Below are 23,908 nucleotides of genomic sequence, written 5' to 3' on the forward strand. Positions count from 1 at the left end.
CCCCGCGTTCAAGCTCCGGCGGACGGTCTGTCGGCCTCAAGAGGCCTGAGAGGGACGGAGAGCGTTCTCGTCGCTGAAGGCCGGCGTGCGTGCGAGACCCTCCGACGGGACACCATGCTTGGTAGGACCGCACCGTGGCCCGGTTCACTGCCGCGGCGTCGTGATCGTTGTGTGGATTGTCTGCTGTCACGATGCCCCGCCTGCGCCTCGTCCCGTCGCTTCCGCCGATGCCGCGCTTCCGATTTTTGACCGATCTGTGAGATTGATTGGCATCGACCTTGCGAATGTCCTTTGCACCCGCTTCCGGTCACCGGACCCGAAGCGCGACGTCAAGAGGAGTTCGGGGGATGAGTGCGATGGACCGTCGAAAGGTGCTGAAACTGGCGATGGCGTCCGCAGCCGGCACCGTCGCGATGCCGTTCGTCGCGCGGAAGGGCCTCGCCGCCGAACCGATCAAGCTCGGCAGCCTGCTCGACGGATCGGGCGCGCTGGGCCTCGAAGGCAAGCGGATGATCGAGACCACCGAGTACGCGGTCGAGCAACTCAACAAGGCCGGCGGGCTGCTGGGGCGGCCGATCCAGCTCATCGCCTACGACACGCAATCGTCGATGCAGCTCTACACCCAGTATGCCCAGCAGCTCGCGCTCAAGGACAAGGTCGACGTCATCCAGGGCGGAATCACCTCGGCTTCGCGCGAGGCGATCCGGCCCATCTTCGACCGCGCGAGGACTCTCTACTTCTACAACACCCAGTACGAGGGCGGCGTCTGCGACCGCAACGTGTTCTGCACCGGGTCGACCCCCGCGCAGACCGTCAACCACATCGTCGATTATGCCCTCAAGACCTGGGGCAAGAAGGCCTACATCATCGCGGCGGACTACAATTACGGACACATCACCGCGAGCTGGATGACGAAGTTCATGAAGGACGGCGGCGGCTCGGTGCTGGGCACCGACTTCTTCCCCCTCGACGTCACCAACTTCTCGTCCGCGATCAGCCGCATCCAGCAGGCGCAGCCCGATCTCGTCCTCTCGGCACTGGTCGGCGCCAACCATTCGGGCTTCTATCGCCAATGGGACGCGGCGGGCATGAAGTCCAAGATCCCGGTCGGGTCGAGCGTGTTCGGGCTCGGCGACGAACTGACGACGATGGATCCCTCCACGACGAACGGGATCATCACCTGCTACGGCTGGTACAACGACCTCGACACACCCGCGAGCAAGGCCTTCGTCGCCGGCATGCAGGCGAAGTTCGGCGCCGACGTCACGGATCTCAGCGAGCTCGACACCGCCACCTACGAAGGCATCCTGTTCTGGGCCGAGGCGGTGAAGAAGGCCGGCTCGATCGAGCGCGACAAGGTTATCGCCGCCCTGGAGAGCGGCCTGTCCATCGAGTCCCCGACGGGCAAGGTCACGATGGACGGCGCCACCCACCACACCATCCGCAACACCTACTTGGCCCGGCCGAAGGACCGGAAGTGGGAGATCCTCGCCACCTTCCCGGATTCGTTCCCGGCCGATACCGGCGGCGCCTGCGATCTCATCAAGAACCCGCGCACGAACAAGCAGTTCACGCCGGACCTGAAGGGCTGAGGGCGATGGACCTCGCGGGACTGCTCGCCTTCAACGTCCTCACCGGCATCGCCACCCTGGTGCTGATCACCCTGGGTCTCGGGGTGATCTACGGGATGATGCGCATCATCAATCTCGCCCACGGCGAGTTCATGATGCTCGGCGCCTACACGGCGGTCATGGCGAGCGGCGCCGGGGTCAACATCTGGATCGCGATGCTCGTCTTGCCGCCCCTCGTGGTCGGCGTGATCGGGCTGATCCTGGAGCGCACCGTCATCCGCTTCCTCTACGGGCGGATGATGGACACGATGCTCGCCACCTGGGGTATCAGCCTGGGCTTGATCGGGCTGATCACCACGCTCTACGGCAACGTGGTGCGCGGGGTCTCGACGCCGGTCGGCAGCTTCGACATCGGGCGCTACGGGGCGAGCCTCTACAGCCTCGTCATCGTGGCGACGGCTTTGGCCGCGCTGGGAGCGATGTTCCTGGTGCTGCGCTTCACCAAGTTCGGCCTGATCCTGCGCGCGACCATGCAGAACCCGCGCATGGCCGCGGCGCTAGGGGTGCAGCCGAACCGCATCTACATGGCGACCTTCGCCCTCGGCGCCGCCCTGGCGGGCCTTGCCGGCGGGGTCCTTGCCCCGATCTCGGGCGTCTCCCCGGCCATGGGCGCGGCCTACATCGCCCGCGCCTTCATCACCGTTCTCGGCGGCGGCCCCGCCATCGTCACCGGCACCGGCCTCGCTTCCAGCCTGTTCGGCGTCATCAACGAACTCGTCTCGTTCAAGACGACGCCGGTCATCGGCGACGTCGCCCTCCTCGTCGCGGCGATCCTGCTGATCCGCGTCCTCCCGCAAGGCATCACCGGCCGCTACCTGAGGCGCAGCCTATGACCTCCGCAGCCCCCGCCCGCCGGCTCTCCGCCGCGGGATTCCTGGCGACCCTGGCCCTCGGCCTCGCCATCCTGTTCGGGGCGCCGCACGCCCTCGATACGTTCGGCCTCGTTCAATGCACCGGCTTCGCGGCGCTCGCGATGTTCGGCCTCTCGCAGGGCTTCGTCTGGGGCTTCGCGGGGGTGATGTGCTTCGGGCAGGCGGCCTTCCTGGGGCTCGGCGGCTACGCCTACGCGGTCGCGGTCCTCAACATGGGCGACAGCAGCGTGCCGGTGCTGCTGTCGATCCTGGTGCCGATGCTGTTTGCCGGCCTGCTCGGCTACTTCATGTTCTACGGCCGGATCAGCGACGCCTATATCGGCGTCATCACGCTCACCGTGTCGGTGATCCTGTTCCAGCTCGTCAACGCCACCTCGGGCAGCCAGTACCGGATCGGCGTGGCGGAACTCGGCGGCTTCAACGGCATCCCGGCGATCCCCGCCCTCAACGCGCCCGGCCATCCCGACGAGCCCCTGGACATCGAGGGGATCTGGTACGCCGCGATGGGCGCGCTGGTCCTCGTCTACGCCCTGCTGCGGGGGATCCTGGCGAGCCGCCTCGGCCGCGTGGTGGTGGCGATCCGCGAGAACGAGACCCGGGCGCAGCTGATCGGCTACGACCCGCGCCTCTACAAGCTCATCGCCTTCATGATCGCCGCGGGGGTCGCGGGCCTCGCCGGCTGCCTCTACGCCAACTGGGGCGGCTTCATCAGCCCGACGGTCTTCGCCCTGCCGATGTCGGCGCAGGTGATCATCTACGTGCTGGTCGGCGGTCTCGGCACCCTGATCGGGCCGATGCTCGGCGCGGTGCTGATCCAGGCGCTGATCATCGCCGCCGGCAGCCAGAGCGCGGTGGATTCCAACCTCGGCCTCGGTCTCGTCCTCGTCGGCTTCGTTCTGCTGGTGCCCCAGGGCCTCGTCCCGGTCGCCCGCAGCCTCGGCCTGCGCCTGCTGGAGCGGCGGCCGCGCAGGGTCGCCGGCACGGCGCAGGACGGGCTCGCCACGGGGAGCGCACGATGAACGCCCTCAGCCCGCTCACCGGCCATCACGGCGCGCCGCTGCGCCCCCTCGTCGAGGCTCGCGGCGTGACCATGCGGTTCGGCGGCGTGACCGCGGTCGCCGATGTCGATTTCACCCTCGGGGAGGTCGAGCTGCGCTGCCTGATCGGCCCCAACGGCGCCGGCAAGAGCACCTTCTTCAAGATCCTGACCGGGCAGCTCAAGCCCACCGAGGGCCGGATCCGCCTGCGCGACACCGACATCACCGGGGCCGAGCCCCACGCCATCGCGCGGCTCGGCGTCGGCATCAAGACGCAGGTGCCCAACGTGTTCAACGGCCTCTCGGTCCACGAGAACGTCTTCGTGGCGGCCGGGCGGCGCAAGTCCATCGCCCGCACCCGCCGCATCGTCGACGAGACGCTGACCCGCCTCAACCTCACGGGCATCGCCGGGCGGACCGTCGGCCAGCTCGCCCACGGCCAGCGGCAATGGGTCGAGATCGCTACCGTGCTGGCCCAGGAGCCCGAGCTGATCCTCCTGGACGAGCCCGCCGCCGGCATGACCCACGAGGAGGTCCACCGCACGGCGGAGCTGATCCGCGAGATCAACCGCACCCACGCCCTCATCGTGGTGGAGCACGACATGCCGTTCATCCGGATGATCGCAAAGACCGTGACGGTGTTCAACCAGGGCCGGATCCTCATGGAGGATACGGTGGACGCTGTGCTGGCCGATGCCCGCGTCCGCGACGTCTATCTCGGCAAGCAGGCCGCCTGACATGACCGACCCCGCCAGCCCGCCGCTCCTCTCCGTCGAGGGCCTGCATTCCGGCTACGGCCGCATCCCGATCCTCGGCGGCGTCACCCTCGCGGTACGCCCGGGGGAGTTCGTCGGCATCCTCGGCCACAACGGCATGGGCAAGACCACGCTGCTGCGCACCCTGATGGGCTACCTGCCGGCCACCGCCGGACAGGTCCGGTTCGAGGGGGCCGACATCACCCGGCGCAGCCCGACGGCCCGGGCCCGGATGGGCCTCGGCTACGTCCCCCAGGGCCGGGAGATCTTTCCGGCGCTCAGCGTGCGCGAGAACCTGCGCATGGGCTGCCTCTTGTCGAAGCGCGGCGAGGACGAGACCATCGCCGACATCCTCGCCACCTTCCCCCGGCTGAAGGCCTATCTCGACCGGCCCGGGGGCGCCCTGTCGGGCGGCGAGCAGCAATTGCTGGCGCTCGCCCGCTGCCTGTGCGGCGGGCCGACCATCCTGCTGCTGGACGAGCCGACGGAGGGCATCCAGCCCTCGATCATCGAGGAGATCATCGAGATCCTCCTGCGGATCGGGCGCGAGCGCGGGATCGCGCTGCTCCTCGTCGAGCAGAACCTCACCTGCATCACCGGCCTCTCGGAGCGCATCCTGATCCTTCAGAAGGGCGTCATCACCCGCGAGGTCCCGCCCGAGGTCGCACGCGACCGATCGCTGATCGACGAGTTCGTCGGCATGGCCTGAGCCGCCGACGCCCCGCCTGTCCGTCCCAAGCCCGGAGTTTCCGATGGATGCCGCCCCGACCGACGCGCCCGATCTTGCCGGGATGCTGTCCGAGATGACCGTCGCCGACGCCCAGGCCGCCTTCGCGGGCGGCGTGACGGCCGAGGCCCTGACCCAAGCCTTCCTGGCCCGGATCGAGACCTACAACCCGCGCTACAACGCGGTAATCTTCCTCAACCCGCACGCCGTCGAGGAGGCGCGGGCGATCGACCGCCGCCGGGCCGCCGGCGAGGCCCTCGGGCCGCTGGCCGGGGTGCCGGTCGTGATCAAGGACACGATGGACGTCGCCGGCCTGCCAACCACGGCCGGCTGGCACTTCCTCTGCGCCAAGGCCGGGGGCGTCGACCTGATGCCCGCCACCGACGCGCCCGTGGTGGCACGGATGCGCGCAGCCGGCTGCGTCATCCTCAGCAAGACCAACGTGCCCGTGCTGAGCGCCACGGGCAGCCACGCCAACGACAGCTGGGCCGGCCCGACGCTCAACGCCATGGCGCCCGACCTCCTGCCCGGCGGATCGAGCGCCGGCACCGCGACCGCCGTCGCCGCCAGCCTCGCGGTGCTGGGGCTCGCCGAGGAGACCGGCGGCTCGATCCAGAACCCGGCCTCGGCGCAGGGTCTCGTCGGCATCAAGCCGACCTTCGCCCTGGTGCCCAATACCGGGGTGGTGCCGCTCGCCGGCAGCACGCGCGACGTGGTCGGACCGATCGCCCGCTGCGTGCGCGATGCGGCGCTGACCCTCGATGCCTTGGCCGGCTACACCGCGGCCGATCCGAAGACCGTGGCCGGGATCGGCCGCCGTCCGAAGGGCGGCTACGCTGCCAAGCTGTCCGAGACGGCCCTGCGGGGCAAACGCCTCGGGCTCTACGGGCCGGGCTGGCGCGACCGGGCCCTCTCCGCGGAGACGATCCAGCTCTACGCCCGGGCCCAGGATGAGATTGCCGCACGGGGCGCCACCCTGGTGGCCGATCCCTTCGCGGGCAGCGGCTTCGCGGAACTCGGCCAGCCCGTCGCCGGCCTCGATCACTACGATGCCCGGGGCATCGAGAGCGTGCTCTACGACCTCCACCACTATCTGCAACGGCTCGGTCCGCAGGCCGCCTACCGGACCCTCGCCGAATTCGATGCCGCCACGAAGGCGGAAGATCCCCTGGCCCCGGGCGGCGTCCTCGACTGGATGAATCAGGTGCCGGCCTTCGCGGCCTGTCGCGCGGATCCCCTCGCCCCGCCGGATCTCTCGGATTTCCTGGCGGCGCGCGAGCGCTACCTCGACATCTTCACCGCGGTCATGGCGGAGCAGGGTCTCGACGCCCTGGTCTTCCCGCAGACCCGCGACGCGGTGCCGTCCCTGCACGGGTCGGAGACGATCCACGAGACCACCGTGTGCGAGATCAACATCGCCGGGCTGCCGGGCGTGGTCGTGCCGGCCGGCCGCTACGCCTCGGGCTCGCCCTTCTGCCTGATCTTCGTCGGGCCGCTCTGGAGCGAGGCCGACCTCCTCGGGCTCGCCTACGATTACGAGCAGGCGACCCGCCACCGCGCGGCCCCCGACCTCCGGGCTTGAAGGGATAGCGCCCCGCCGCGAAGGCGGCGGGGGCTACCCGGCCGGCAGAGCCGGCGTCGGATCGGCGGGATCCTCCCGGCGCAGCGCGACGCCGCTGGTGCCCTGGGCCAGCATCGCCCGCAGCAGCGCCTCCATCTGCCCGGCGGCCGCCTCGACCGAAAGGCCGCCCTCCCGGATGTTCGAGAGGCAGTTGCGCCGGGAATCGGCCAGCCCCGGCTCCGGGCCGAACGTCACGTAGCAGCCGAGGCTGTCCGAGGCCGACAGGCCGGGCCGCTCCCCGATCAGCACCACGACGCAACGCGCCCCCAGCCGCGCCCCGATGGGATCGCCGATCGCCACCCGCCCCTGGCTCGCGACGACCACCGGGGCGAGGCTCCAGCCCGCCCGGCGCACCCGCGCCGCGAGCGCCGCGGCGGCGGGGACCGCGTTCAGCGCGACCGCCGTCGCCGAGAGCCCGTCCGCGATCACGATGGCGACGTCGAAGCCCGGCCCGTGCCCGTCGAGCACCGTGGCGGATTCCGGAGCGAGGCTGCGGCCCCGGTCCGGCCGGCGCAGGTACTCCGTCCGGTCGGACACGGCGGAGCGGACCTCCACCGACTCCAGGCCCTGGGCCCGCAGCGCTGTGCGGATCGCGGCCGCGTCGAGGGGCGTCCAGACCGCCTCGCGGGCGCGGGCATGGTCGAGGCCGAAGGCGAGCGCCGCGCCGGTGGGAAGGCCGGCGCCGTGCGCGCCCAGGGCGATGCGGGCCTGGGTCAGCCCGCGCAGATCGCGCAGCGTCGGGGTGCCCGCGTGGGCCGGCTTGGCCGGCTCGGTCGGGTCGCTCACGCGGCCCTCCCAGGCAGGAGCCGGGTGGCCGCGGCGAGGGCCGGGGGCAACTCACCCGTGGCGCTGGTGAGCCGGCCCTGCGCGTCCGTGATGCGCACGTCGCGCAGCCACGCCTCGAATTCCGGGGCCGGCGGACGGCCCAGGGTCTCGCGGGCGAAGACCGCGTCGTGGTGGGACAGCGACTGGTAGTTCAGCATCACGTCGTCCGCCCCCGGCACGGTGATGACGAAGTTGACGCCGGCCGCGCAGAGCAGGGTCAGGAGCGCGTCCATGTCCTCGCCGTCGGCATCGGCGTGGTTGGTGTAGCAGACGTCCACGCCCATCGGCAGGCCGAGCAGCTTGCCGCAGAAGTGGTCCTCCAGCCCGGCCCGGATGATCTGCTTGCCGTTGTAGAGGTATTCGGGCCGATGAAGCCCACGACCGTGTTGACGAGGAGCGGGTCGAACTCGCGCGCCACCGCGTAGGCGCGCGCCTCCATGGTCTGCTGGTCGACGCCCCAATGGGCGTCGGCCGAAAGGGCCGAGCCCTGCCCGGTCTCGAAATACATGACCTGGCCGCCCGCCGGGCAGCGGCCCAGCGCCCGCGCCGCCTCCGAGGCCTCGCGCAGGACGGCGAGGTCGACGCCGAAGCCGGCATTGGCCTTCTGCGAGCCGGCCACCGACTGGAACACGAGGTCGACGGGCGCGCCTTTCGCCATGGCCTCGATCGCCACGGTGACGTGGCCGAGGCAGCAATGCTGGGTCGGCACGTCGAGGCGCAGCCGCAGGGTCTCCAGAAGCTCGACGATGCGGATGTAGTCCGGCAGGGAATCGGTGGCCGGGTTCACCCCGATGACCGCGTCGCCCGAGCCCATCAGCAGGCCGTCGAGGGCCGAGATCAGGATGCCCTCGGACGAATCGGTCGGATGGTTCGGCTGGTTGCGGGTGGCGAGGCGTCCGGGCAGGCCGATCGTGGAGCGGAAGCGCGTCACGACCGGCCGCTTGGCGGCCACCGCGACGAGGTCCTGCAGCCGGCAGATCTTGGAGACCGCCGCGACCATCTCGGGGGTGAGGCCGGGCGCGAGGGCGGCGAGCGCCCGCGCGTCGGCGGCGGGGAGAGCAGCCACTCGCGGAAGGCGCCGACCGTGAGGGACGAGACCGGCGCGAAGGCCGCCGCGTCGTGCCGGCGGGCGATCAGGTCGGAGACCTCGTCCTCCTCCGAGGGGATCAGCTCCTCGGCCAGGAAGGTCTTCAGCGGCAGGTCCGCCAGCGCGATCTGCGCGGCCAGGCGCTCCACCGGCCCGTCGGCGCAGAGGCCGGCGAGCTGGTCGCCGGACCGCTCCGGCGTCGCCTTGGCGAGCAGGCGGCGCAGGTCGGGGAAGGTGAAGCGTGTGCCTTCGATCGTCGTCGCGTAGGCCATGGCGGGCGCTCCCGGCGCGCTGTCGGACGTCAGGGAACCCGATCCTGCAGGATGTCGAGGGCGGCCTCGTGCAGGTCGGGCGTGGCGGCGGCGAGCACCCGCCCGTCCGAGTCGAGGGTCAGCGCGGAGCCCGCCCAGTCGGTGATCACACCGCCGGCCGCCTCGATCACCGGGACGAGGGCGAGGTAATCGTAGGGCTGGAGACCGGTCTCCGCGACCAGATCGCAATGGCCGGAGGCCAGCAGACCGTAGGCGTAGCAGTCGCCGCAGAACCGCCGGATGCCGACGCGGTCGACGAGGCGCCGGTAGCGCGCCGCGTCCGAACCGGAAAAGCCGTCGGGCGTGGTCGTGAAGAACCGCGCCGCGGCGAGGGACCGGCAGGTGCTGGCCCGGGTCGGCGCCCCGTTGAACGTGGCCGCGCCCGGCATGCCCGCCCAGCGCTCGCCGAGGGCCGGCATGTCGATGACGCCGACCACCGGCCGGCCGCCGTCGAGGAGGGCGATCAGGGTTCCGAACAGCGGCAGCCCGGTCACGAAGCTCTTGGTGCCGTCGATCGGGTCGATGACCCAGACCGGGCCCTGGCCCGGCGTCACACCCATCTCCTCGCCGACGATGCCGTGCTCCGGAAAGCGCGCCGCAATCCGCTCGCGCAGGAGCGTCTCGATCGCCCGGTCCGCCAGGGTCACGGGGCTCGCATCGGCCTTTGCGATGATGTCGAGTTCCGTGCGGAAGTGGCGCATCGCCACCGGTCGGGCCGCGTCGGCGAGCCCGGTCGCGAAAGCCAGAATCTCGCCTGCGGAGGGAAGCGCTTCCGGCATGGTTAGAGCGCCTTCAGGAAAGCAGGCCACCGCGTGTCGTTCATGATCGAGCGGGCGCGCATGTGTTTCCAGATGCCGTACTTGTAGAAATCGAAGTCGAGGTCCGAGATGCGGTTCTGCACCATCGCCCAGGTCGACCATTTCACGTCGGCCAGAGCTTTGTGGACCATCAGCCGAGCGAAGAGCTGGTCGCTGTACCGACCGAAATACATCTCGATCACCGTGCGATCGACGTCCTCGGAGAAGAACATTTCTCCGCTCCAGATCGCGAGGTCGTAGAGGCGATCGTTGTTGGAGGCGTATTCGAAGTCGATCAGCAGGATCGAACCGTCCTCGCCGATCAGGAAGTTGCCGGGCATCGGATCGTTGAAGCAGGGCACGAGGTCGATGCCGGAGGCCTCCAGGGCAGCCCGTGCGAGGCGCGTCTGACGGGTGAGCCAAGCCTGATCGGGCGGCAGCAGCGCGCCGAGGTCGACGGCCTGACGGTCGTGCTCGTCGATCATGTCGAACACCGTCTTGGTGAGCGGCAGCAGAGGCGCGTCGTGGAAGCGGCGGTAGAGGGCAATCGCCTCTCTGCGCACGGCCGCGTCGGCGAAGTCGCGGTTGGTCGAGGGCCGGCGGCCTTCCACGAACTCGGCGATCTCCACGTCTTCCGCGTCGAGATAGTCGAAGGTGCGCGGGCCGAGGCCGATCGCCTCCGCCTGCCGGCTCGCGGCGCGGGCGGCGGCCCGATCGATGAACATCTCGGTGCCCCGCCCGGGCATCTTCACGAAATAGGGGTGCGCCTCGCCCGCGACCTCGACGCGCCAGTTCGTGTTGCTGATGCCGCCCAGGACCGGCCGATAGCGCATCGGCCGCCCCTGCCACGGGGCAACCCGGTGAAGGGTCGCCTCGAAGGCTCGCTCGGCCTCGGTGCGTCCGCCTCCGAAAGGGATCATGCCGCGCTCCTCACAGCGTCCTCAGGGTTTCCTCGAAATCCGGGCGGCTGACCCGCGTGCGGCAGCGCAGAAGTCGCCAGCTCGCATATTTCCGGAACTCCAGGCTGCGCCGGGGCGAGACACGGTCCATCGCGAGCGCCCGCAGACCCCAGTACAGATCATCGGCGGCGGCGTAGGCGCGGCAGCGGCTGAACACGTCCGCCCGGCAGGTCCCCTCAGCGATTTCGATGCCAAGTCGCATCTCGCTCTCGAACGGACAGGCCTCGTTGAGGAAGGCGCCGAGCTGATGATGCGGGTCGGTATCGCAGGCCATGTCGAAGTCGACGAGGCGCAGCGCGCCGTCCGGCGCGAACAGCAGGTTGGAGGCGTGCGGGTCGGCGTGAGCGGGACGGCACCCGGTCCCGGCGGCGGCGAGCGCCGCCTCGATGGCGTCGCCCCAGTCGAAGAGGAACCACGCATCCGGCGGCAGGTCCGCCGGCAGGGTCTCGCCCTCGGCGCCGAGGGCCGCGCGCAGGGTCCGGATGCCGTCGAAGACACTCCACCGGCGGCCGAACGGCGCGCCGGCGCCGATGCGGTCAAAGGCCCCGATCACCGCCGTCATGGCATCGGGCCGGCGCAGGCGGTCGAGGGAGGCCGGGCGCCATTCGGGGCCGAGGCGGCGGAACAGGATCGCCCCCTGTGCCTGCGCCAGATGCAGCGGCTCGGGGCCGAGCCCCAGCGCGGCGATCCGCGTCGCGGCCTCGAACGCGGCGGCGGGGTCGATGAGAGCGGCCGCGGCCGGCTCGGTGACCTTGAGGAAGTAGTCCGGGTCCGCATCCGGCGCCGTCGCCACCAGGAAGGTGGCCGACTCGACGCCGTGGTACGACGGCGACGCCGCGCCCGGGCACGCCACGCCGTAGCGGACCGGCCGGTTCGCCAGGAGGGGGATCGCCGCGAGGGCCTCCTCGGCCAGCCGCTCGTGAGCGCCGTCGGGTGCGCCCGGCGCCTTCACCGGACCTCTCCCCCGGTGCCGAGGGCCGCGAGACCCTCCGTGGCCAACAGCATCAGCATGTCGGCCAGGACCTGGGTGCCGAAGGCCTGATCCTCCGGGGTGGCGAACTCGGTCGGATGGTGCATCACCCCGTCCCGGCAGGGCACCGCCAGCACGATCGCCGGGCAGACCGCCGCCAGGCTGATCGCGTCGTGGCCGCCGATTGTGTCGAGGGGCCGGGGCGGCGCATCATTGCGGGCGCCGGCCCGCTCCGCGAGCCGGACGAGGCCGGGATGCATGGCGCCCGCGGGCCGCAGATCGATGGCGCGGACCTCCGATTCGACGCCGGCCCGCGCCGCCGCCGCGGCGATGAACGTCCTGAGCCGCGCCTCGGCCTCCTCCAGGATCGCCGGCGCGCCGGAGCGCAGCTCGATGAACAGCACCGCCTCGCTCGGGACGGTGTTGGGCGAGTTCGGGAAGACCTCCAGCCGCCCGACCGAGGTGTGCAGGTCGAGCCCGTAATCGGCCACCATGTCCTTCAGGTCGGCGATCAGGTAGGCGGCCGCCAGCAGGGCGTCCCGGCGCTCGGCCATCGGGGTCGGGCCGGTATGGGCCTGCCGGCCGAGGAAGGCGAGGCGGTACTTGGTGGCCCCCCAGTAGCGGGTGAAGGCGCCGAACCGCTTCCCCTCGCGCTCCAGCACGGGGCCGCCCTCGATGTGGAGCTCGATGAACGCGTCCGGCACCGGGACCGTGTCGGTTCCCGCATAGCCGATCGCTGCCAGGGCCTCGTCGACCGCGATCCCGGCGCCGTCGCGCCGCTCCAGGGCCCAGGCCAGCTCGGCCTGGCCGGCGAACACGCTGCTGCCGAGGAGGCTCGGCTGGAAGCGGGCGCCCTCCTCGTTGGTCCAGTTGGCGACGACGAAGTTGCAGGCCGACCTCAGCCCGCGCTCCGCGAGGGACGCGCGCACGGCACGGATCGCCTCGCAGGCCGCGACGACGCCGAGGGCACCGTCGAAGCGGCCGCCATTGGGCTGGCTGTCGAGGTGAGAGCCGACCATGATCGTCGGCGCGTTGCCCCCGGCGAGGTCGACGCGGCCGAACTGGTTGCCGATCCGGTCGACCTGCGGCGTGAACCCGTTCTCCCGGAACCAGGCGCCGAGCCAGTCGCGGGCGGCGCCGTCCTGGGCCGAGAGCGCGAGGCGCGTCATCGACCCGTCGCCGCCGCCACCGAAGCGCGATACGGCGTCCATCATCCCGTGGAGGCGAGCGGCATCGATCCGCACGAAGGACGGCGACGGTGTCTCAGGCATGGAGCACATCCACGTTCAGGTGTCGGAAGGCGTCGGCGAAGTCGCTCGCCAGGGGCGCGTTGGTGACGAGCGTGTCGACGTCGCCGAGACCGAGGGTCCGGATCGTGCCGAGCCGCCCGAATTTCGAGCTGTCGGCCAGGATCACCGAGCGCCGGGTCTGCTCGACGGCGGCGCGGCGCAGGACCGCTTCCTCCTGGCCGAGATCCATGAAGCCGTGCTCGCGATGCACGGTCACGATGCCCATGACGGCGAGGTCGTAGACGTGCTCGCGCACGGCCGCGACGGTGCGGTGGCCGAACAGCCCGCGGTAATGCGGCTTCATCTCGCCGCCGAGCACGGTCACCTGCGATTGCGGATCGTCGGCGAACAGGGTGGCGATGCCGATGGAATTGGTATGGATGGTGATCCGCCGGCCGACCAACTGCCGGGCGAAGGCCAGGGTCGTGGTGCCGGTATCGATGAAGACGGTCATGCCGTCCTCCACCAGCGCCAGGGCGGCTGTCGCGATGCGCGCCTTCTCGCGCATGCCGACGCGCGCCCGCTCGTCGAAGGGCTGATCGTCCTTCTTCTGGTCGATGACGGCGCCGCCGTAGACCCGGCGGGCATGCCCGCGCATCTCAAGGTCCCGCAGGTCGCGCCGGACCGTCTCGGTGCTGATTCCGAGGCGGCTCGCCAACTCGTTGACCGATACGCGACCGTCGCGCTGCAACTCCGTCAGGATCAGTTGCAGGCGCGGCTCGGTTATACTCATCGGCGTCCGTCTCCCCAGGGTTGTAATCCCTCGTGACGGGACGCAACCTAGGAACGGGTTGGCATGGTCCTCGACGGGCCGCAATTCATCGGACTGCGTCATCTGTTAACCTGCCGCGTCGGCGTGGACCGGCCGTGCGCCGGGAACCGTGACGCGGTGGCAGGCGGCGAGCGCGCCCGCGCCGCGCGTCACGAGGTGCGGCCCCTCGGCCGCGCAGGGCGCGAAGGCGCGGGGACAGCGCGAGCGGAAGGCGCAGCCGGCCGGAAGGTCGATCGGGCTCGGCGGCTCGCCGTCGAGGAGGCACTCCTCGGGGCGGTAGCGGCGCTCCTCCAGGGTCGGCATCGCCGACAGCAGGGCCTTCGTGTAGGGGTGGCCCGGATCGAAGAACAGGCGCTCGTTGTCGGCGAGTTCCACGACCTCCCCCAGGTACATGACGGCGATGCGGTTGCAGGCTTTGCGCACCATCGCGAGGTCGTGGCTGATGAAGATGTAGGTGAGGCCGTGTGCCCGCTGGAGCTTCTCGAACAGGGCGAGCAGCCGGAACTGCTCGGTCTGGTCGAGCGACGAGAGCGTCTCGTCCATCAGAAGTATCTCGGGCTCGAGCACCATCGCGCGGGCGACGTTGATGCGCTGGCGCTGGCCCGCGGACAGGCCCACGGGCAGCGCGTCGTAGAGCGCGGGGCTGAGGCCGACATCGTTCATGACCGCGCGGACGCGCTCGCGGATACGGCCGGCATCCCGCCATCCGTGGGTGCGCAGGGGCGCCTCGAGCATCGCGCCGATGCCGGTGCGGGGTGGCAGCGAGTTGAACGGGTCCTGCAGCACGAGCTGGAGCTTGCGGCGGAACCCGAGGAGTGCCGGTCCCGAGAGCGGCGCGATGTCCTGCCCGTCGCACAGGATCCGGCCGCCGCTGGGGCGCTCCAGGCGGCTGAGCAGGCGCATCAACGTCGACTTGCCGCAGCCGCTCTCACCGACCACCGCGAAGCTGTCGCCCTTGTGGATGTCGAAGGTCACGTTGCGCACGGCGCGGAGCGCGCTCGTCCCCGCGAAGGTCCCCCGCTCCCGCACCCGGTAGGTCTGCGACACGTCCTCCAGGCGGATGACCGGGCTCGATTCGGACCGGTCGCGCGCAGGCTCGCCGGTGCGTGGCAACGCGGGGGAGCGGGTCCAGATGGTCGGGATCTGGGCGACCAGATCGCGGGTGTAGGCGTGCCGCGGCCGGGCGATCAGGGCCTCGGTCGGCTGCTCCTCGACGAGGCGGCCGGAATCGATGACGAGCGTGCGCGACGCGGCTTCCCGGGCAACCGGAAGCGACGAGGAGACGAACAGGATCGCCGTCTGGAAGCGCTCCGTGAGCTCGCGCATCAGGCGGATGACCTGCGCGGCCACGGTCACGTCGAGGGGCTGGGTGACGTTGTCGGCGACGAGGAGCGCCGGATCCGAGATCATCGCGTCCACCAGCAGCGCGCGCTGCATCATGCCGCCGGAGAACTGCGACGGGTAATCGTGGAAGCGCCGGGCGGCGGAGGGTATCCTGACCGCGTCGAGCAGCGCGACGACCCGGCGGCGCGCCTCCGCCGCCGCGACGGCGGGATTCACGGCCCGCATCTTCTCGGCGATCTGGTGGCCGACGGGCAGCGTGGGGTCGAGCGCGCCCATCGGGTTGGCGCCGACATAGGCGATCTCCCGGCGCAGGGGCCGCATCGCGCGCGGGGCGAGATTGAGGATGTCCTGCCCGCGGAAGCGCACCGTTCCACGCGCGGTGAGCGGCGGCTCGAGGCCGTTGACCAGGGCCTTCGCCAGGACCGTCTTCCCCGCGCCGGTGGCGCCGACCACGCCGACGATCTCCCGCGGCGCGACGTCGAACGCGATGGCGTCGAGGATACGGCGCCCGGCGACAGGCCCGGCGAGGTCGACGCTCAGGTCGCGGACGGACAGGACCGGCGGCATGTCCATCAGGCGCCTCCGTGGATCGCGTTGCGCGCGCGCTCGCACGCCGCGCCGATCAGGTTGAGGCCGATGAGCGTCAGGCCGAGGAACACACCCGGCATGGTGGCGATCCACCACGCGTTCAGCAGATACTTCCGGCCATCCGCGATGATGTTCCCGAAGGTCGGCGTCGGCGGCTGCACGCCCAGACCGAGGAAGCCCAGCGTCGATTCGAAGATCATCATCCGGGCGATGTCGAGCACCGACGTGAACAGGATCGGCGGCACGAGGAGCGGCGTCAGCAGCGTCAGCACGATCCGGGCATGGGTGGCCCCCGAGACCTGCGCGGCCCGGACGTACTCGCGACCGCGCTCGGCCATGGCGACGGAGCGCATCACGCGGGCGTAGACGGGCCAGTTCGACAGCCCGAGCACGAGGATGATGGCGGGGATCGTCGGCCGGGACACGCCGAGCACGGCGATCGCCAGGATGATCATGGGGATCGAGAGCTGCGCGTCGGTGATGCGCATGAGCACCGCGTCGGTCCGGCCGCCGACATAGCCCGCGACCATCCCGAGCGCACAGCCGATGACGAGGGTCAGCGCGGTCGAGGCGCCGCCGATCAGGAAGGAGTAGCGCAGGCCGATCAGGCAGCGGACGAGCATGTCGCGGCCGATCTGGTCCGTGCCGAGCGGGTGCGCCCAGCTCCAGTGCGGACCGGCGAAGAGCGGCGGCAGCAGGCGGGCGCGGACATCCATCTTGCCGGGATCGAGGCCGCTGAGCTCGGGATAGAGGACGGTGGCCAGGACCAGGACACCGAGCAGACCGAGGCCGATGCGGAACCCGGTCGCCCGGGCCGCCCGTCCGAGGATACGGCGCCCGATTGAGCGGGAGCGTCCCGTATCGACCGGGACGGACCCGAGGGTGAGGCTCGACTCGACGCTCATCAGTAGGCGAGCCTCGGATCGATGATCGTGGCGGCCAGATCGACGAGGATGTTGATCACGACGAAGATCGCGCTGGTGACGATGGCGATGCCCTGGATCAGCGGGAAGTCGCGCTGGAGCACGGCGTTGATGGTGAGCAGGCCGAGTCCGGGATAGTCGAGGATGTATTCGACGATGATCACGCCGCCGAGCAGGCTGGAGAACTGGACGCCGAGGAGATTGAGCAGCGGTACGGCGGCGTTGCGCAGGACATGCGCCCCGACGATCCGCGTCTCCGTCAGCCCGCGGATGCGGCCGACCGCGACATAGGCCTCGCCCATCTGGGCGGCCACGGCGCCCGAGAGGGTGCGGATCAGCACCGGCGACAATTCCACCGCCAGCACGATGGCCGGGAGGATCGTGTAGGAGAAGCCCCCGTAGCCGACCGCCGGGAGCCAGCCGAGCTTCACCGAGAACAGCAGCGCGAGCACGATCGCGAGCCAGAAGTTCGGCAGCGAGATGAAGATCGACGAGACCGCGAACGCGAACCTGTCCGCGAGGCCGCCCGGCCTCAGCCCCGCGGCGATGCCGACGAGCGACGAGAAGGCCAGGGCGAAGGCCAGGGCCAGGGCAGCGAGCTGCAGCGTCATCGGCAGGGCCTCGCCGATGAGGGCGGCAACGGGCGCGCGCTCGGCCCGGGTCGCGTCGTCGAAATTCGCGCCGCCCGTGGCGGCGCCGTTGGCGGGCCGCACGAAGCTGTGGCCGAGGTCGCCGCGCACCACCTGCCCGGCGTAGCGGCCGAACTGGACCAGGATCGGATCGCGCAGGCCCATCCGGTTGGCGATCTGCTCCACGAGGGAATCCGGCGCCATCCCGCCGACCATCAGGCGCACCGGGTCGCCCGGAACGACGCGCAGGAGCGTGAAGATCAGGAGCGAAACCAGGGTGATGATGATCGCCCCCTGCGCGAGGCGCCGGGCGAGGAAGCTGAGCACGAACATCGGGCGATGGGGCTACGGGTGACGCGCCGCCGGAGGCGGCGGGGATGGGATGCAGATCAGGCCGTGCGCGCGGCGTCGATCGAGCCGTCGGGATAGATGAAGAGGCCCTTCAGGTCGGCCTGCATCGCGTGGATCATCGCCGAGGTGAAAAGCGAGAGGGCCGGCGCCTTGGCGGCCAGGAGCGGCATGGTCTCGGTCTGCAGGATCGTCTTGCGCGCCTCCAGGGTCGGCGCGTTCCGCTCCTTGTCGAGGCTCGCGTCGACCTCCGGATCCTCCAGACCCGTGATGCGGTGCGAGGACGCGTGGAAATGCGTGCGCAGCACCAAGTCGGGCTCGGGCGATCCGGTCGACCAGCCGCAATCGATCATGTGGCCCGGCCCGCCGCCGGGGCGATGATAGAGGCGTTCATTCCAGGCCGCGGGTTCCAGCACGGTGAGGGTGACCGGAAAGCCCTGTTCGTTCAGCATCGCGGTGATGATCTCACCGTATTCCTTGGTCTTCGGGTAGAAACCGACCGAGGTGATGTATTCCAGCGGCGGCAAGCCCTTCCCTTTCGGGAAGCCGGCCTCCGCCAGCAGCGCCTGCGCCTTGTCGGGGTCGTAGGCGGGATAGTTCTTCAGGTCGACATAGCCGAACTTCACCGGCGAGACGAAGTTCGACGAGGCGTGGCCCGCGGAGCCGAGGACATCGAGGATCACGCTCCGGTCGATCGCGTGGCAGGCGGCGAGGCGCAGGCGGACGTCGTTGAACGGCGGCTTGGAGCAACGGAACCACAGATACTTGTTCTCGACCGAGACGATCCGGCTGACGGCGATCTTCGGGTTGCCCTTGACGGTCTCGACCTGCTCGGGCTCCAGGCGCTCGACGATGGAAGCTTGCCCGTTCATCAGGGAGAGCATCCGGGTGGTCGAATCCGCCGTGAAGGTGAAGTCGATGCCGGGGATCGCCGGCTTCCCCTTGAAGTAGCCCTCGTGGGCCTTGAGCACCGTGGTGTTGCCGCGCTGCTCGACGAAGCGGAACGGGCCTGTGCCGTTGAGGCGCTTGGCGAGGACGCCGCCGGGGCCCTCGGCCACGTCCTTCGCCGACATGATCGGCAGGAACGAGGCCAGGAAGACGAAGAGGTGCGCCGGGTAGCCGCCCTTCGTCGTGTCGACGATCACCGTACGGTCGTCGGGCGTCGTGATCGTGAGCGTGTCGGTCGGTCCGGGATACCATTGCGCCGGTCGATCGGGCTGCGCGCCGTACTCGAAGGTCGCCTTCACGTCCTCGGCCTTGAAGGGCTTCCCGTCGTGGAATGTGACCCCGTCGCGCAGGGTGATCTGCAGGCGGTGCGGGTCGAGAAGCTTGATGTCGGTCGCCAGTTCGTAGACCACCTTGCCCGGATCATCGAGCGTCATCGGTGTGCGGGTGAGGAATCCCATCACGAAACCCTCGATGTTCTTCTGCGAGAGCGTCGTGTGGGCCGTCGGGTCCCAGTTCCCGGTGATGTTCTCCGCCGACAGGAAGACCAGAGGCCGCGCGCTCTGGGCGGAGGCCGAGGCGATCAGGAAGTCGGGGTTGATCTGCGCGCACGCGGCGATCGTACCGAGCCGCTGAAGGAACCGCCTGCGATCCATCCCGTCGCCCTCCACCTTCGAACCGACGACACACATCGGTCAAAAACCACACAGCAAGCCACGTGCCAGTGTCGTGCATCGCCGAAGTACGGCGGACTCGCGATCATCGCCGCGCGTAGACGCGAAGGTGCGTGACGTGTGAGCACCGTGCTCACAGAGTAAACACGCTGCCGATTATCGGTCCGTTGGCACCGAAGATGCCCATGCGGTGAGCAAAATCGCCCTCGACTTCATGTATCGAGCCGATCCGAGACGCAAACTCGCGAATATACAACGCAAAGTAGACGGTTTTCCGGCGTCTTCAGCAAAAGTAGCGGGATTAAATCGCAGTTCCACCATGACGGGCCGATGCCGCCCTCTCGCGCTCAACTGTGGCCGAAACATCTCGACTCGGTCAGACTCCACAAAAACCATGCACGCCCCATTGACGATGCAGAATCTCTCATGACACGTTGAGGCAGCGATGAGCTCGGACCCGCAAGAGTAGCGGTGTCCTTCGGCGAGACCGGATTCGGCTGACGACCGAACCGTGATCGGCCCGTCATCGAGAAGGCGCGCAGAACGCCGAACCAGTCACACCACCGGCACCGAATGGGTCCCGACGGCTCCCGGCCGCTCGGCCTGCCGCCCCGCGGCCGGTCCGCGCCCGGGCATGCGCCGGCCGGACCCCCGAACGGAGATCACGATGATCGGGGACATTTCGCGCTTCGCCTCACCATCCGGGACCGGCGCGGTCCTGGGCCTGCTCGTGCTCGGATCGGGCCTGACCGCACTTCCGGCCGCGGCTCAGACCGCGACGCCGGTGGAGACATTGAGCGACCAGACGCAGGCGCGGACGAACCCGGATATCGCAGCAAAGGCGACGTCGCCAATCCGCGTCGGTCCGCTCGCGCCTTGGGCGACCGAGATGGCGGCGGCCGGCTTCACCTTCGACATCAACATGTACGACTTCTACCAAGCCAACCCGTCCGCGGGTCTGCGCACGGGGCAGCAATCGAACTCCGCCTATTTCGTCCTGTCGATGACGGCGGACATGCAGAAGCTTGCCGGCATCGCGGGCGGCAGCATCAATTTCACCGAGACGCTCTTCGGCCTGGTGCGCAACCTCAACATGGCCGGCGATATCGGCGATACCACGATCGGGTATCAGCCGCCCTACAATCCGAACGACAACCGCCTGTCGCTCCTGACCTATCAGCAGAAGCTGTTGGACGACCGCCTCGTCATCGAGGTCGGCCGCACCCATCCGGGCCGCTATTACGCCCTGCCGCCCTGCAACTCGATCAACTCCTGCTTCCAGGACATCCTGTATTTCAATGCAGGCTGGACCTCGCCGCTCTACTCGGTCTGGGGGGCGAACTTCGCCTACAAGACATCGCCGACCACGTACATCCAGGCCGGCGCCTTCAGCGTGAATCCCGGAACCAACGTGCTCTCGGGCTACGATTGGGGCTATGAGCGCCTGTCGGGCGCCCTCGCCATGTTCGAGATCGGCCGCGTGACCGATTACACGCAGGAAGCCTATCCCGGACGCGCTTCGTTGACGGGTTTCTACAACTCGGCCGATCATGACGACAACTTCAAGACCGTCTTCGGCACGTCCAAAGGCCTCAATCCCGGCACGCCGGTCCTCCAGAAATCCGGGACGTCAGGTATTGTGCTGACCGGTACGCAGACCCTCTGGCGGGCCGATGGCGGACGCGAGGTCAATCCCCACCCGACCGCGATCTCGGTCTATACCGGAACCGGATATGCCTTCGATCCGACGATCCCGATCCGCTTCAACAGCTTCGTCGGATTGCTCCTGCAGGCGCCGGACCAGGGCCGTCCCCTCGACACCTACGGCATCAAGATCAACTGGCAGCGCCTCAACGAGAACTACACGCGCTTCCTCGCCGACGCGAATTTCATCTCCGGCGGGTCGGGCGCTCCCTTCTCCCGAGACAAGTTCGTATTCGAGCTCAATGCCCATTTCGCCATGCCGGGCGGCGTGATCCTTGAGCCGGTGGTCCAGTACCTCGTGAACGGCAATTCCTACTTCAATCCCTACACGGCGCGCCGCCCCAAGGACGGCTTCTACGGCGGCTTCACCCTGTCGGTCCCACTCGGCACGCTGCTCGGGTTGGCTCCAGGCTGAGGCTTGCCAATTCTGGCTGAGCGACGGGCTCGGCCAGCCCCTCTCCGGCGACGGCGTGACAGTCTTGTCTGCCGCGCCGCACCGATTCCGGCCGCAGGCGAACATTGCTAAGGCGGCCGTCACACAGCGCCAAGCGCAGACGGAATGTCATCTGCCGCCGCATCAGGGAAAGGACGATGGAGGGGCAGTTGGTCGAGGCAAGCAGCATCGAATCGAGGAATTAGCCCCGTCGCTGAGGCTGATGAGCCGGCGCGTTGGCAAGGATGTGCTGCTTGATCACGGATTCGTCAGATGTTTCACAACGATCAGTCGAGACTTCTCATCCAAGAACGTCCTCATACTTGGATGACTGCGAGGCCTCGCGCGCACCTCGGTTCAATCTGGGCATCCGACAAAGAACACCTGTTCTGCACGGGCTTCTTCAGCAACGTGTCTGCTCACCCGCTCCAGCAAAATCGTCTTCTGAAAACTTTCAACGGAAACAAGGCGCAAGCCGGAATCTGCCTTTGGCGGATGCGGCCATCCCATCGCAGCAAACACTCACATCGGTGCGTTTGCTCAGAAAGACGTCGTACTGCGAGAGATTATAGGGTCCATCAAGGTCGGAAGATGAACCGTCGGGCCCGGTCGGACTGAGGATTGGTGAAGAAATCCGTTGGCGCCGCAATCTCTCGGATGCGGCCCCCGTCCATGAAGACGATTGTGTCGGCGATTTCGCGCGCGAAGCTCATCTCATGGGTTACGATCACCATGGTCAGCCCCTCCCGCGCAAGCTCGCGGATGACGCTCAGCACCTCTCCGACCATCTCGGGGTCGAGGGCGCTGGTGGGCTCATCGAAGAGGATGACCTTGGGCCTCATGGCGAGCGCGCGACTGATCGCGACGCGCTGCTTTTGACCGCCGGACAGCGTGTGCGGGTAGACGTCGGCCTTCTCGGTGAGGCCGACACGGGCCAGGATCGCGCGGCCCTCCTCCTCGGCCTCTCGCTTGGGACGGCCGAGGACGTGGACCGGCGCCTCGGTCACGTTGCCGAGCACGGTCAGATGCGGCCAGAGGGCGAAGTGCTGGAACACCATGGCGATGCTGGTTCGCGTGGACGCCAGCTCGCGCCGTGCCATCGGCCTCGTGGCCCTGCCATTCCCGCTCCGCCCGATGGGCTTGCCGTCGATGTGAACGGAGCCCGCGCTCGGCTCCTCAAGCCAGTTGAGGCAGCGTAGAAAGGTCGACTTGCCCGAGCCGCTCGGCCCCAGGATGCAGGTCGTCGTGCCGGGCGCGAGGTCGAGGTCGATGTCACGCAGGACTTCGAACCCATCGAAATCCTTGCACAAACCCCGGACCGAGATCGCGGCGTCAGTCTCAGCCATAGCGTAGCTTCCTCACCCGCTCCATGCGGCGCACGCCCGCCTCGATCACGAACGACATGAGCAGGTAGAGACCGACCGCGGCGGCGAACGGCTCGAAGGGCGTGAAATGGTTCGCACTGACGAAATTCGCCGCGAAGGTCAGTTCCTGCACCGTGATGATCATGAGGAGCGCGCTGTCCCGGATGGTCGTGATCACTTGGTTCCCGATCACCGGGGCAGCGGTTATGGCGACCTGGGGCAGGATGATGCGCCGGTAGATCAGGCTGCGGGACAGGCCGAAGGCGTGCGCCGCCTCGATGTTGTCCGGAGCGACGGCGCGGAAGGCCGCCCGAAAGATCTCCGCGAGGTAGGCCGTCGTGTAGACCGTGAGCGACATCAGTCCGGCCCACCAGGGATCGAGTCTGAGGCCGAGCTCGGGCAGGCCGTAATAGACGACGTAGGCGAGCAGCAGGAACGGCACGCACCGCAGGAGATCGACGGCCTCGGCGAACAGGCGGCGCAGCGGATCCGGCGCCTCCGTGAGCACGACGGCGCCGAGGATGCCGATCGGGATACTGAGCAGGAGGCACCCCAGTACGAGCGACAGGGTGTTGGCCGCCCCCCAGAGGAAGACGTCCCGGCTCTCCCAGACGACCAGAAGTCCGTTCACGGGCGCGCCAATCCGAAGCGCCGGGCGATCCTGCGCTCGACGACGCGCTGGCCGCGCACGAGCGTCGCGATCAGCGCGGTGTAGATGAGCGTCGCGACGAGGAAGGGAGGCAGCGGCTCGTAGGTCTCTGCGCCGATCCGGCCGGCTGCGCGGGTGATCTCGACCACCCCGATAACGGCCACGGCTGGGGTGCACTTCAGGAGGATCGTGACCTCGCTGACCAGGGGCCCGAGATTGGCCCGCCAGATTTGCGGGAAGACGATGCGGATGAAGGTGGCTCGCTCCGACATGCCGAAGGCGGCAGCCGCCTCACGTTGATCCCGGGGAAACGTCACGAGTGCCGAGCGCCAGATCTCGCTGCTGAACGCCGCCGTATTCAGCGTGAGCGCGACGATGGCGGCCGGAACCGGTTCGAGCTCCAATCCGGCCGCCGGCAGGACGAAGTAGACGAACAGGACGAGCGTTACGAACGGCGTCGCCCGGATGAGGCTGACGAAAGCGGCGAGAAGAGCCGGGATCCCGGGGATGCGGCCTTCACGCAGGAGCGCGAGGAGGAGGCCCAGGGGCAGGCTCAGCAGTATGCTGACCGCTGCCAGCGCGGCGGTAACCACTGCGCCGTCGAGGATGGTGCGTATCGCTGGCCACGTCATGGCCGTCACTCTCCGCGTCCGG

General features: G+C 69.2%; 20 protein-coding genes and 1 pseudogene. 7 read left to right on the top strand and 14 right to left on the bottom strand.

The window, feature by feature from the left end; translation table 11 throughout:
• Positions 1-356 precede the first annotated feature (356 nt).
• From A3862_RS08015 to A3862_RS08040, 6 genes are read left to right on the top strand one after another with little or no spacing between them, the layout of a single operon-like run.
• Positions 357-1,592, top strand: a complete 1,236-nt coding sequence (locus A3862_RS08015) for an urea ABC transporter substrate-binding protein (RefSeq protein WP_111473487.1) — start codon at positions 357-359, stop codon at positions 1,590-1,592.
• A gap of 5 nt (positions 1,593-1,597) precedes the next feature.
• Positions 1,598-2,464: a branched-chain amino acid ABC transporter permease gene (locus tag A3862_RS08020; protein WP_111473488.1), complete on the top strand. Its 867-nt coding sequence runs from the start codon at positions 1,598-1,600 to the stop codon at positions 2,462-2,464.
• Positions 2,461-3,522, top strand: coding sequence for an ABC transporter permease subunit (locus tag A3862_RS08025; protein ID WP_111473489.1), 1,062 nt, complete (start codon positions 2,461-2,463; stop codon positions 3,520-3,522). Before A3862_RS08020 ends, A3862_RS08025 begins: the two co-directional genes overlap by 4 nt.
• On the top strand, positions 3,519-4,277 hold the full coding sequence (locus tag A3862_RS08030; protein ID WP_111473490.1) for an ATP-binding cassette domain-containing protein: 759 nt from the start codon (positions 3,519-3,521) through the stop codon (positions 4,275-4,277). Before A3862_RS08025 ends, A3862_RS08030 begins: the two co-directional genes overlap by 4 nt.
• A gap of 1 nt (position 4,278) precedes the next feature.
• The gene (locus A3862_RS08035; RefSeq protein WP_164706355.1) at positions 4,279-5,004 is read left to right on the top strand and encodes an ABC transporter ATP-binding protein; all 726 of its coding nucleotides are present in this window, start codon (positions 4,279-4,281) and stop codon (positions 5,002-5,004) included.
• A gap of 43 nt (positions 5,005-5,047) precedes the next feature.
• A complete protein-coding gene (locus A3862_RS08040; protein WP_111473492.1) occupies positions 5,048-6,604 on the top strand; it encodes an amidase in 1,557 nt (518 codons plus the stop codon).
• 33 nt (positions 6,605-6,637) lie between these two features.
• Here the strand turns inward: A3862_RS08040 and eutC are convergent, their stop codons facing one another.
• The 11 genes and pseudogenes from eutC to A3862_RS08095 form a co-directional block, all read right to left on the bottom strand.
• Positions 6,638-7,429: an ethanolamine ammonia-lyase subunit EutC gene (eutC, locus tag A3862_RS08045; RefSeq protein ID WP_111473493.1), complete on the bottom strand. Its 792-nt coding sequence runs from the start codon at positions 7,427-7,429 to the stop codon at positions 6,638-6,640.
• Positions 7,426-8,827, bottom strand: a pseudogene (locus A3862_RS08050) (ethanolamine ammonia-lyase subunit EutB). The gene eutC and the pseudogene A3862_RS08050 overlap by 4 nt, the downstream one beginning before the upstream one ends.
• 29 nt (positions 8,828-8,856) lie before the next feature.
• Complete coding sequence (gene hisN, locus A3862_RS08055; RefSeq protein ID WP_111473494.1) at positions 8,857-9,645, bottom strand: histidinol-phosphatase; 789 nt, start codon at positions 9,643-9,645, stop codon at positions 8,857-8,859.
• Between the two features lie 2 nt (positions 9,646-9,647).
• On the bottom strand, positions 9,648-10,583 hold the full coding sequence (locus A3862_RS08060) for a phosphotransferase (protein WP_111473495.1): 936 nt from the start codon (positions 10,581-10,583) through the stop codon (positions 9,648-9,650).
• Between the two features lie 10 nt (positions 10,584-10,593).
• Entirely contained in the window at positions 10,594-11,574 is a 981-nt protein-coding gene (locus A3862_RS08065; RefSeq protein ID WP_111473496.1) for a phosphotransferase, read from the bottom strand.
• Positions 11,571-12,863 carry a Zn-dependent hydrolase gene (locus A3862_RS08070; protein ID WP_111473497.1) on the bottom strand — a complete coding sequence of 431 codons (1,293 nt, stop codon included), beginning with the start codon at positions 12,861-12,863 and terminating at the stop codon, positions 11,571-11,573. Before A3862_RS08070 ends, A3862_RS08065 begins: the two co-directional genes overlap by 4 nt.
• On the bottom strand, positions 12,856-13,614 hold the full coding sequence (locus tag A3862_RS08075) for a DeoR/GlpR family DNA-binding transcription regulator (protein WP_043347193.1): 759 nt from the start codon (positions 13,612-13,614) through the stop codon (positions 12,856-12,858). Before A3862_RS08075 ends, A3862_RS08070 begins: the two co-directional genes overlap by 8 nt.
• Before the next feature lie 105 nt (positions 13,615-13,719).
• Complete coding sequence (locus tag A3862_RS08080; RefSeq protein ID WP_111474317.1) at positions 13,720-15,564, bottom strand: ABC transporter ATP-binding protein; 1,845 nt, start codon at positions 15,562-15,564, stop codon at positions 13,720-13,722.
• 5 nt (positions 15,565-15,569) lie between these two features.
• Positions 15,570-16,490, bottom strand: coding sequence for an ABC transporter permease (locus A3862_RS08085; RefSeq protein WP_052083744.1), 921 nt, complete (start codon positions 16,488-16,490; stop codon positions 15,570-15,572).
• Entirely contained in the window at positions 16,490-17,470 is a 981-nt protein-coding gene (locus A3862_RS08090) for an ABC transporter permease (RefSeq protein ID WP_043347197.1), read from the bottom strand. Before A3862_RS08090 ends, A3862_RS08085 begins: the two co-directional genes overlap by 1 nt.
• A 56-nt stretch (positions 17,471-17,526) precedes the next feature.
• Entirely contained in the window at positions 17,527-19,086 is a 1,560-nt protein-coding gene (locus tag A3862_RS08095) for an ABC transporter substrate-binding protein (protein WP_043347205.1), read from the bottom strand.
• A gap of 685 nt (positions 19,087-19,771) precedes the next feature.
• Between A3862_RS08095 and A3862_RS08100 the strand changes: the two genes are divergently transcribed.
• Positions 19,772-21,223: a carbohydrate porin gene (locus A3862_RS08100; RefSeq protein WP_043347199.1), complete on the top strand. Its 1,452-nt coding sequence runs from the start codon at positions 19,772-19,774 to the stop codon at positions 21,221-21,223.
• Positions 21,224-21,819: 596 nt separating this feature from the next.
• Here the strand turns inward: A3862_RS08100 and A3862_RS08105 are convergent.
• Genes A3862_RS08105 through A3862_RS08115 form a run of 3 tightly spaced genes read right to left on the bottom strand, consistent with a single transcriptional unit; the run spans position 21,820 to position 23,886 of the window.
• Entirely contained in the window at positions 21,820-22,587 is a 768-nt protein-coding gene (locus A3862_RS08105; protein WP_043759968.1) for an amino acid ABC transporter ATP-binding protein, read from the bottom strand.
• Complete coding sequence (locus tag A3862_RS08110; protein WP_043759967.1) at positions 22,580-23,236, bottom strand: amino acid ABC transporter permease; 657 nt, start codon at positions 23,234-23,236, stop codon at positions 22,580-22,582. The genes A3862_RS08105 and A3862_RS08110 overlap by 8 nt, the downstream gene beginning before the upstream one ends.
• Complete coding sequence (locus A3862_RS08115; protein ID WP_111473498.1) at positions 23,233-23,886, bottom strand: amino acid ABC transporter permease; 654 nt, start codon at positions 23,884-23,886, stop codon at positions 23,233-23,235. Before A3862_RS08115 ends, A3862_RS08110 begins: the two co-directional genes overlap by 4 nt.
• Positions 23,887-23,908 lie beyond the last annotated feature (22 nt).

The organism is Methylobacterium sp. XJLW, from assembly GCF_003254375.1.
GTDB classification, from domain to species: Bacteria; Pseudomonadota; Alphaproteobacteria; order Rhizobiales; family Beijerinckiaceae; genus Methylobacterium; species Methylobacterium fujisawaense.